This window comes from Sporosarcina beigongshangi (assembly GCF_033485195.1).
Lineage (GTDB): Bacteria > Bacillota > Bacilli > Bacillales_A > Planococcaceae > Sporosarcina > Sporosarcina beigongshangi.
This window is the reverse complement of the sequence record NZ_JAWLIR010000067.1, coordinates 1-10,391: the sequence shown is the minus strand read 5'-3', so window position 1 is coordinate 10,391 and position 10,391 is coordinate 1. Positions and strand designations below refer to the sequence as shown.

The 10,391-nt window shown below is 39.4% G+C and carries 10 protein-coding genes and 1 riboswitch; of the genes, 5 read left to right on the top strand and 5 right to left on the bottom strand.

Features of this window, described 5'->3' with window-relative positions; all coding sequences use genetic code 11:
* Nucleotides 1-37: 37 nt before the first annotated feature.
* A complete protein-coding gene (locus R2B77_RS17535) occupies nucleotides 38-361 on the bottom strand; it encodes a hypothetical protein (protein WP_203249298.1) in 324 nt (107 codons plus the stop codon).
* Nucleotides 362-441: 80 nt separating this feature from the next.
* A complete protein-coding gene (locus R2B77_RS17530) occupies nucleotides 442-807 on the bottom strand; it encodes a hypothetical protein (protein ID WP_203249299.1) in 366 nt (121 codons plus the stop codon).
* Between the two features lie 774 nt (nucleotides 808-1,581).
* Between R2B77_RS17530 and R2B77_RS17525 the strand changes: the two genes are divergently transcribed.
* The 3 genes from R2B77_RS17525 (at nucleotide 1,582) to R2B77_RS17515 (ending at nucleotide 4,844) form a co-directional block, all read left to right on the top strand.
* Entirely contained in the window at nucleotides 1,582-1,929 is a 348-nt protein-coding gene (locus tag R2B77_RS17525) for a hypothetical protein (protein WP_322555772.1), read from the top strand.
* Between the two features lie 291 nt (nucleotides 1,930-2,220).
* Nucleotides 2,221-4,221, top strand: a complete 2,001-nt coding sequence (locus R2B77_RS17520) for a methyl-accepting chemotaxis protein (RefSeq protein WP_203249301.1) — start codon at nucleotides 2,221-2,223, stop codon at nucleotides 4,219-4,221.
* Nucleotides 4,222-4,415: 194 nt separating this feature from the next.
* Nucleotides 4,416-4,844, top strand: coding sequence for a hypothetical protein (locus R2B77_RS17515; RefSeq protein ID WP_203249302.1), 429 nt, complete (start codon nucleotides 4,416-4,418; stop codon nucleotides 4,842-4,844).
* A gap of 271 nt (nucleotides 4,845-5,115) precedes the next feature.
* On the opposite strand, the gene R2B77_RS17510 is transcribed toward R2B77_RS17515, so the two are convergent.
* The 3 genes from R2B77_RS17510 to R2B77_RS17500 form a co-directional block, all read right to left on the bottom strand.
* Nucleotides 5,116-5,478: a response regulator gene (locus tag R2B77_RS17510; RefSeq protein WP_203249303.1), complete on the bottom strand. Its 363-nt coding sequence runs from the start codon at nucleotides 5,476-5,478 to the stop codon at nucleotides 5,116-5,118.
* A 44-nt stretch (nucleotides 5,479-5,522) separates the two neighbouring features.
* A riboswitch (cyclic di-GMP riboswitch) is annotated at nucleotides 5,523-5,608 on the bottom strand.
* Between the two features lie 615 nt (nucleotides 5,609-6,223).
* On the bottom strand, nucleotides 6,224-7,384 hold the full coding sequence (locus R2B77_RS17505; protein ID WP_212391964.1) for an RNA-guided endonuclease InsQ/TnpB family protein: 1,161 nt from the start codon (nucleotides 7,382-7,384) through the stop codon (nucleotides 6,224-6,226).
* A gap of 119 nt (nucleotides 7,385-7,503) precedes the next feature.
* Nucleotides 7,504-8,271 carry a hypothetical protein gene (locus R2B77_RS17500; protein ID WP_203249305.1) on the bottom strand — a complete coding sequence of 256 codons (768 nt, stop codon included), beginning with the start codon at nucleotides 8,269-8,271 and terminating at the stop codon, nucleotides 7,504-7,506.
* Between the two features lie 119 nt (nucleotides 8,272-8,390).
* On the opposite strand from R2B77_RS17500, the gene R2B77_RS17495 reads away from it, so the two are divergent.
* On the top strand, nucleotides 8,391-8,744 hold the full coding sequence (locus tag R2B77_RS17495) for an outer membrane protein assembly factor BamD (RefSeq protein WP_203249306.1): 354 nt from the start codon (nucleotides 8,391-8,393) through the stop codon (nucleotides 8,742-8,744).
* A 115-nt stretch (nucleotides 8,745-8,859) separates the two neighbouring features.
* Nucleotides 8,860-10,320 carry an S-layer homology domain-containing protein gene (locus tag R2B77_RS17490; RefSeq protein WP_203249307.1) on the top strand — a complete coding sequence of 487 codons (1,461 nt, stop codon included), beginning with the start codon at nucleotides 8,860-8,862 and terminating at the stop codon, nucleotides 10,318-10,320.
* Nucleotides 10,321-10,391 lie beyond the last annotated feature (71 nt).

Genomic DNA, 10,391 nt, shown 5'->3' with positions numbered 1-10,391 from the left:
GACGTTATGAAACAGCATTAACAGAAATCCCAGCTTTTCATCGATTTACAACTTTAATGTATCTTGTGACAGGTTTATCTCTGCCGTTAGCAAAACAAATGCTTTTGAAATAGGAGGATGGGGAGTAGCCATACTTTTTTACGAGGTAAGAACAAGCACTTAGCCTTGCTTGCTGCAACCCCCATTTTGCATCGGGGGGAATAGGGTCAAGAGAAGCATCAATACCTTCTATTTCGACGTTGTATCCGCGGGTATCTCGACCATCAGTAATAATTGGATATCTGTCTGCAGCAGTTTTGAAATCCGGCGGAACCTGTTTTGCAGAGTAATCCTCAATACTATGGGTTTCAATATTAAACAAATTCCTTGCCTCCTTTTTTTATTATAAGGGAGAGGGGGAAAAACGGCACCTGAACGTAGGAATAAACTAGCGTTATTATTTTATGTCTTTCTTTTAATTGGATATCTGTGATGTAAATATGCACCAAAACAACCAATAAAGTAGACGATTAATACAATGGCGGCGGTTCTGAGGTTTAATATTTCGTAACCGAGGATTAATTGATTGATGATAATGAATAAAACGGCGCTTATTCCCCCGATGTCTAGTGAATTTTTGATGTAGTAATAGTTTGCAACATATCCGCCAATTATTGCTATAAGTAAAATGTTGGAAAATGAAAAAATGAACATTATTGATTGAGGGAAAATCCTTAGTTCCACGTATTCTAGTATCAGTCCTATTAAAAGTTGAAAAAGCATTGAAATAAATAGAACTGGTAACCAACTAAACTTTCTCCCATTCATGAAAACCCCTCCATTTACAATAATAGTATTCATAGAAGAGGATAATTAGAATGGTTTATAGGAGGACTAGAGGGGATTAGGGTAGTTATCTCGGCGTTCTTTACGATTTATAGGAAATCCTCCTAAGTAGGTCTTTTTGTATATATTATCCTGCCAGAATGCTATTGTTACGATGATTAACATAAGCGCTGCACAAAGATCGTAAATTGGTGCCTAGCAATAAGCAATTAGTATCTCATTGTCAGTCACTCGTATAATTAGGTAATCATTTCCCGGCACCGATGGTCATTCAATTATATCCTGGTATAACACTACAGAACACAGCCCTTCAGCCAAGAAATCGGTTGAAGGGCTTTCTCATTTCTTTAATGGACAAGCCCATATTATTAGACAAGAAAAAATATTTTTTCTTCACCCTATGAATTCAAATCCGGAATTTGGTTCGCGTTTAAGGGGCAAATTCCAAAATTGAGGTGTTATTGATTTTTCAAAATGGCATTATCGAAATGTGTATTCATTTATGACAATTTCCTTTTATTTCCTTCCGGTATATGGTGTTGAAAAAGGAAAGAAGGGTCGATAATCGCTATACTTACGGTGGTTAGGAAAAACGAAAGAATATCTAAATCGTGGTATATTAAAACTATAAAGGATTCAAAGAAGTTAGATCCGTGGAATGATATTCTCGCCAGATGGCTACTGTTGCTTGGGATGGTGGATGGACGGAAAAAGAAAGTGTACAACGAAATCTATCAGGAATTGGAGGAACTCGCGATGAAAGATGAAAAGTTGGATGATGCACTGGGGGTCTGGCGAGATCTTAGTCGATCCAGGGAAGAGATAAATGCCTACGAGGCACGATTAAAGTATATTTTGGATGAAGAAGCGAGACTGGATGATGCCCGGTATTTGGCGGAAAAAGAAGGGCTAAAAAAAGGTCTGAAACAGGGCATAGAGCAGGGTTTAGAACAAGGACTAGAAAAGGGTAAACTGTTAGAAAAAGAAGAAACGGTCAAGCGACTTTTCAAACTATCCTTAACGATGGATCAAATTGTAGAAGCTACATCTTTAGATCAAGCAGTAGTGGAGTCTATTATCCGAAAATTAATAAGCAATAAATAGTCCAAGTGCCAGTTCTTTATGGAGGTACACGTCACTCATTCACTCACACAATTCGACACCAATGAAAGTAGCTCTTCGATTAAGCATCGAAGGGCTTTTTCTCTGTATCTCGGTGCCGGAATTTCGCAGACACAGTCAGTCATAAAAAGCCAACCTATGACATTAACTCGATTAAACCTCTACATTTTCTAACCATTTAAAATATTCTTTCTATTATAAGACTTATAGACTATACTATAAAGATAACCGGTAAATGGTGTTCAGAATAATGGGAGCGGGGGAAGGATAAAAATGAAATCGATTCGTATAAAAATTGTATTTGGAGCTTTCATCGTATTTTTTATTTCTGTCTGTTTGATTTATTCACTTGTTAGCATTCAAATGGAGAAAAATGCAACCCAAAACGTTTTGAATAGCAGCCAAGTGACAGTGAAGGAAATGAACTATTCAATACATAATTTTCTTATGCAGTACGAATATGGCCTGGAAATGGTGACTGAAAATATTGGCGTTACCAATTATATTGGTACGCAAACTGGGGAAACAGCAATGACAGCAGCTTTGGATAAGGGCATCGTGGATGCTTTTTCAACCTACAAAGGAAAATTGAAGGAGACAGAGGCTATTTATTTTGGATTTGAAAATAAACATACAAAGCTTGTCGGGGATACACCTCCACCTGATGGCTACGACCCAACTTCACGTCCCTGGTACCATATGGCAAAGGAAAATCAAAATGAAATTATATGGACAGACCCGTATATCGATGCATTTACAGGCGGTTATGTCATTACGGTTACAAAAGCAATGGTAGTAAATGGAGAGTTTGTTGGTGCGATTGGTGTTGATATGCTGCTAACGTCCATAGCGGATCGTATTGGCGAAATAGATCCAGGATTTAAAGGCTATCAATTTATTTACGACGCGACTGGCGTAGCGGTTGTCCATCCGATGACACAAGGGGAAAGCAGTATAGAGGAAAAGCATATAGCCGCTATGTATGCAGACGGCATTACGGAAGGGAAATTAGAGTTCAAAGAAAATGGTGGAAATAAAGTTGGTATTTTTCAAACATTAGATAGTCTTGGGTGGAAAATAGGGACGGTCTATGATGTGAGCGCGATTAAAGGCTCAGTAACAGCGGCACGCAATCTTATACTCGTAATTGCTCTTGCTACTGAAGTTGCGGTTATCATTATTTTATGGCTACTAATTACGAGAATCATTCAACCACTTTTCGTCGTTCAGAATGCGATGACCGAAGTTGCAGATGGTAATTTGAATGCTTATGCAGATGTAAAATCGAAAGATGAATTCGGGCAACTCGCTTTCAATTTCAATTTTATGGTGGAAAAGGTGCGGGATATTATTACAATCGTTAATCGGTCCGTCGATGAAGTACGGTTATCGGCAGAGGGGCTAAGTGCTTCTGCTGAAGAAACGAATGCCGTCAGTGAACAGATGGTAGGGGCCATTAATGATATCGCGTCAGGTGCAACAAAATCTGCCCATGATACCGAAGATGTAACGAGTACAGTTGACCATTTAGGCAATCAAATCATCGGAATTCAGGAAAAAGCTAGTGTCATGACTGGCATTGCGAGGGAAGCAGAAGAGATAAATAAAAGTGGACTTGTCCAAGTTAATCAACTTCAAAGTTCATTTGAAGGCTGGAAAACGAATCTACAATCGATGGCTGATGTTATTGGGGATCTGGAAACAAAAGTAGGCGCAATTGGTATTGTAATGGAGACGATTACTCAAATTTCTACGCAAACGAATTTGCTGGCGCTCAATGCAAGCATTGAAGCAGCGCGTGCAGGCGAACACGGGAAAGGCTTCGCCGTTGTCGCGGATGAAGTACGGAAGCTTGCCGAGCAATCCGCCCATGCAACGGAAGAGGTTAAAGCAACCGTACAGGAATTACAGAATGGTTCCCGCCAAGTTTCGGTTCAAATGAGAGAAACCGGTGAGACATTCGAGGAGCAAGGAAAAGTCGTACACGCAACGCAGGAAACGTTTGGCAATATCTCAGGACTCATGCACAACCTAGAACAATCAATCAATAGCGTATATGACGAAGTAAATAAAGTCGTCGAACATAAAGAGATGGTCATGCAAACAATCGAAACAATGGCGGCAACCGCTGAAGAAACAGCGGCTGCTAGTGAAGAAATCAGTGCTTCAACAGATGAGCAGCTACGTGCAATCCGAGAAGTGGCACAAGCCGCAGACACACTGGCTGGCTTGAGCGATGATCTGCATTCGGCTATCGGTCATTTCAAAATTTAAATCACGGTGCCAAAGTCACGCGTGTAATTCAGACACGCTTCTGACAACTAAGTGCAACACCATAAAACACAGCCCTTCAATCGAGCGATCGGTGGAGGGCAATTATGTTGTGCCCATGAAATAAGGCAATAGATAAAGGAATACAATAGTTCCGAATCAAATAAAATGATAACAGGAAGAAATGGGGTGATTGTATGTTAGAAAAACTTAGAAATGTGAATATGAAAACCGCTGTATATTTGGGAATCTGTTTTTATGCTTTGACATTCTTAATACAAGTTTTTATTATGAGTGGAATTATTCCATTTACATGGGTTAATGGGGGACGATCAGAATCCTTAGCAACCCAGCTACCCATATCAATTATCAATATCATTATTTCGATTATAGGCGGGGTTTTTACACTACTTGTCGGCGGAAATAGGTTATACAAATACAAAAGAGCAATAACCGGTATATGTTGGTTTTTTGTAATACTTTGGACTTTTGGGTTTATACAACAATTGTTAGGAACGCCTTTTGAAAAAATCGTTATGTCGTTAGTATTGCTTCTCGGTGTCATCTCGAATTTACGTATGGCGATTGAAAACAGATTAGCAGTAAACACGATTACTAAAACATGAATCAAGGGACCAGTTTTGAGTTCCTTTATAGGGGCGATTCAATCGATCGAGGTTTTTTCTATATCCTGGAAAATATCTATACTATTCATTACCAGCGTACTCCTGAGAATACGTGAGTTATTTCTAACAGTGCCGTATGCGATGCAAAAAAATCCCTTCGATCGAGCCAACGACTCGAACGAAGGAATGGGTAGAAGTGCGATAGTCCCTTATACAATTGAAGGATGCCTGATTGAAACTTAATAGAAAATAGGACTGATCATGGATGGATTTATTTCATTGTTAATTTGTTCAGTGCGGGAATTAGGTTATCAAAGAATGGCTTGACAATGAAATCACTTGCTCCATTTTGCAAAGCAGCGATAATCAAATCTTGAGTACCAAGAGAAGAGCACATAATTACATGAACGTTTGGGTTGATTTTCTTAATCTCTTTTAATGTAGCTATACCATCTAAACCGGGTAAAGTAATATCTGATAAGACAATAGCAGACAAGTGGATTTTGTATAGCTCAATAGCTTCTTCTCCACTCCCGGCCTCGGCAATAACATCATACCCATTTTCTACAATTCTTCCTTTGATTAGATTTCTCATAAATTGTGAGTCATCAATAATCATTACCGTTTTATTCATTTCTTCACCTCTCTTTTATTTAACGAGTATTAAAGTGAGGAGCACTCGGTAGCTGGCTGCCATAACGAGTAATCGAATTAGGCCCGTGGCTTTGCGTCTCTTACTTTCGTAAGGTTTGCCCTACCATGATACTAGCATATTTATGCCTACTGAAGAAACAAAGTAATCTCAGGTCTTAAGAATGTTCAGAATATATGTTGATGGTTACCGTGTGGGGAGTGACCAACAAAGTCAATTGTAGGATTCACAGTAATGAGAGCCGTCCAACCTCACCCCGGGTTGACCGTAACACTGTATGTCCCCGATTCCACATCATACTTCATCTCAAACGTATCTGGCGTGTTGTCATTCAGGTCAGCAACGCGGATTGTATAGTACGTTCGATAATGGTCAGTGTAATAGAACATAATTACAGGATTTTCGTAAAGATCCCCTTCAATAACTGATTGGATCCAGCTTCTGACCTCTGGATTTTCTTCCTTTGTTAATAAAGTTAGTTCAGAGAGTACGCCTTTTCCAATCGTTGCGTCATGATCCAGCCTGTCATAATCAACACTGACGAAGCTGCCTATTTGAAAACCCTCCTTGTTCAGCTGCTACTAAAAACACAGAAAAACATGTAAGTTCTTCTACGCTAGACGGTTTCCTGCTTCTTCGTACCCCGCCTCGTCAATGGCTCACTACTACGGTTGGTTTAGCACTCCACAGGCGTAAATTCGGATGTAGCCCACCCTACATATACACGTTATCGTTGTGTGATAATCGTGTATTCTTTTGCGTATTTCAAATTTAAACTGGCATTCACATCTCGGTCAAGAACCGTATCGCAATTGTCACAGGCAAATGTCCGTTCAGAAAGACTTAGTGTTGTCTTTTTGAACCCACAAGTTGAACAAAGCTTAGAAGAGGGATACCACCTATCCACTAGTCGCAGTTCGATACCCTTCTCGAGACATTTATCCGTCAGTACTTCTCGAAAAGCCGAAAAACACTGCTGTGCAACGGCTTTAGATAAATGTCGGTTTTTCTGCATGCCTTTGACGTTTAAATCCTCAATCGTAAGATACGTTGGTTTGGTTTTCACCAACACACTCACCACATACCGAATATATTCCTGTCGGACGTTCGCTAGTCTAGCGTGCAATTTTTGAACAACTAACAGTTGTTTCTGCCTGTTTTTAGCGCAGAATTCACCTCTCTTTCGATGTTTATTTTGTTCGTAACTGCGACTCAGTTTCCGCTGTTGTCGCTTCAGGCTTTTTTCCAATTTAATAACTGGCTGAGTCTTATTGATGTTGTCGAACTGCACATGATGACTGCAAAATGCAAAAGTGCTAATTCCTAAGTCAATGCCAATTCCATCATGTTTTGGGACATAAGCCTCTCGTACTTCTTCAACCTCACATAACACAGAAATAAAATACCGACCCGCTTTTTGCGATACTGTACAATTTATGACGGTTGCATCCGTTGGAATATAACCAAATTCCTTCAAACGAACCCAGCCAATTGTCGGTACTTTGATACGATGACGTTCTACTGTCAAATCAGTTGCATTATTTTTCGGAAAATAAGCTTTCACATCTTGATTTCTCTTCTTTTTGAACTGGGGAAATTTAGCTAACCCTTTAAAAAAGTTCCGAAAAGCCTTATCACCATTCATAATGGCTTGCTTCACAGCTTTACTAGAGACATCTTTAATCCAATGATCGGTTTGTTGTGTATGGACATTGTTCAGCCATTTTGAAAAGTCATAACCCGACAGATGTTTTTTTGTTTCCTTGTAATGCTTCTGTGCAGTATCCAAGTAAAGGTTGTAGACGTATCGACAAACCCCGATTGTTTGATTCACTTTTTGTTGTTGGGCAGCGGTGAGGAGAACTTCCGTTTTATATGCTTTTTTCAAAACAAGCATCCCCTTTACTTTTTTAGCTTCCAATCGCAGTTTCCACTTCATTAACAATCTTTACCCGATTGAACGCACAGATAACCGTTAAAAAACTTCGAAGATAATAGATTTTTTTACTACGTTTTTATATAATCTTCAATGTTTTTGATAGCAGTAGTCAGCTCCTCACCTAAATCATTATTAAACTGAATGTCATCCGAGAATGTATAGTCAGCCATATTAATTCTAAACCCATTTTTAAAGATTTCGGTTATATGGCCTGCTGTGCTTCCTTCAGGATGTGCCTCGGCCATTTCTTTATTTCTCCGCTCCTGCTCAATGGCTTCCTCGTTTTCAATTTCTTTAACAGTAAATGAATTGGTTGCCCGGTCAATGATTGCCTCGTACTTCTTCCCATGTATTTCCCATTCATTAAAATGAAGTGTAATGGCTTCCGATGTTAACTCTTTAATACGTGTAGAAATGGTATCTCCTGTTTCTTGATTCACAAAAAAGTGTCGGATAGATTCACTGACTTTCAGGCTTTCCGGGTCATTTTGCAGCACGACCGCTGTTGCAGCGCCTTGGCCAGGAAACGAAGTCATAATGTATCCAGTATCCTCTACAGATACAAGATCCCCAGGCTGGAGGTCATCAATCGTAAGTGTTTGTTTGGTTAATGTGGACATTTTCGTACGCTCACCAATTTTATAAAAAGTAGAACCTACTAAAATTTCATCCCCTCTTACCATCTCAACAATATTAAAATCAGTTATTGCATGTAAAGTCTCTTTATCATTCGCTGAGCTAGATGAAGGAGTAGTTTGTGTTCCGTTGCCTCCACATCCCATTAGCAAAATAACAACTGACAAGAGAACAGACAACCTTTTTGCAAATGTCTTCAATCGTTTCAACTCCTACTATTTTGTATGTATACTGAGTAGACGTTAGGAATTGAAATTCGTTACAAACTGGCTGTGGCACCTAGAGAAAGTGACTAATAAGAAAAGTAGGTGAAAAGGGTATGAAGTTGAAATTTTTATATTTAGCAATAACGGTATTTTTGCTTGTTGGTTGTTCAAATAATCAAGATGTAGGGAATATCACTGATACAGATAGTTATGAAAAAGTTAGAGAAGTTGCTTGGGAATTTATCGAAGAAAAAGGATGGAATGACACAGCTAAAGAAGGCTGGCAAAGTGCGAAAGTAAAGAAAATAATTGCTGATAACAGCTATGAGCTGCTGGATAAAACGTATGAAGGGAAAGAAATAGTCATTGTTTCTTTTGAAGATAAAGAGAATGTTGTAGCTGGTACCCCTTTAATACTTGTTGACCCTAATCGCAATGAAGTAATTGGCTATATGGCAGGTGAATAGATAGTGGTGTGCAACCATTCTCTCGAAGTCTCCAACTAACCAAAAAATCACCATCCTCCCTTACCTTCCAATTGACTGTAAATTATAGTAGTCTAGTTGTAAGGAGGAGATAATTTTGAAGAAAATAACATTTTTATTATTATCTATCGTTTTAGTATTCATGGGGAGTGGAGGAACAGTTGAAGCAGCAGGGTTTTCTGATGTTAAAACTACGCATCCCTTTTATCAACATATGATGTATTCATTTGAAGAAGGCATTATACAGGGCTACGATAATAACCGTTTTGTTCCGGATAAAAATGTGACGCGTGGAGAAGCTATACTAATGCTTGCTAGAACGTTAGGTTTGAATACGGCGAAACGTAAAACTGTTTTTTCGGATGTAGCTAGTTCAAGTGCTGCTTCGGGTGCCATTCAATCTGCGTATGAAAAAGGCATTATTCCGAGTAATAAAGATGGAAAGTTTTATCCGAATGAGCCTGTCAAACGTTCTGATATGGCGATTTTCCTTGCGAGTGCATTCTCAATGGTTGATGAGGAATTGGTTCCTTTCAAGGATATTACAGTAAGTTCGGAAGCCTTTTCCTCGATTCGAAAAGTAATTGCAGCGGGTGTCACACAAGGTCATTCTGATGGTACCTTCCGCCCGGACAAGCTAGTGACGCGTGCAGATTTTTCTGGATTTTTGGCAAGAGCTAAGAATGACCGATTCCGCTTAGCGGTGAATGTATGTGGATATAATCCAGCGAGTCGTGTGAACCCAGATCGTCAGACGATGAATTGTTTAATCACGAAAGCTGTTAACCAATCAGCCACGGTAATTCCACCGGAAATCGTCAAAGCTGTTGCATCTGTAGAAAGTAATAACTGGAAGCATTTCGATGCCAACGGCGAACCGATTATTACTGCTGATGGTGGGATTGGTTTAATGCAAATAACAAATACAGCGGGATATAATGTGGAACGTTTGAAATATGATTTGCCTTATAATATTCAGGCGGGCATTGATTTTTTAGTGACCAATTTCAAGCGAAGCGATTTGCCTAAAGTCGCCAATCACAATCCGGAAAGTCTGGAAAGCTGGTATTTTGCTATCATGGCTTATAACGGCACAAAGGCAGTGAATAGCCCGTTTTATCAAGCGACGGGCGAAAGAAATGGCACTGCATACCAGGAGAAAGTGTATCAGGAGTTACGTAAAAATGGTTTAGTAACGACAAATATTCAGTCGATTGCAATGACGAAAGATGATTTTAATTATGGTGCAGATACGAATCATACGATAGAATTCAAAAAGAAATCGTTTAGCTTATCCAAAGAAGCAACAGCCTCTAAGGAGTTATTGAAAGCGGGCGATGTAGTTAGCTACTCTGGTTCGGGCATGCGTGCAAAACCAAATACGCAAGCTACACTTATTCCAACAACTACGGCGGATAAAATGACAATTATCGGAGCGCCTGTATACGATGAACAAAAAAATTCGACTAACCTGTTTGCTTGGTATCCAGTTCGAGCAGTTCAGAATGGTAAGATCGTAACGGGCTATATTGCTTCACCATATATTTTAAAGCGTTAACAATTGTGCCAATCATACAAGTACAACACAACAGAAATAGCCCTTCGATGATGTGCACCCCAAAAGTTAGA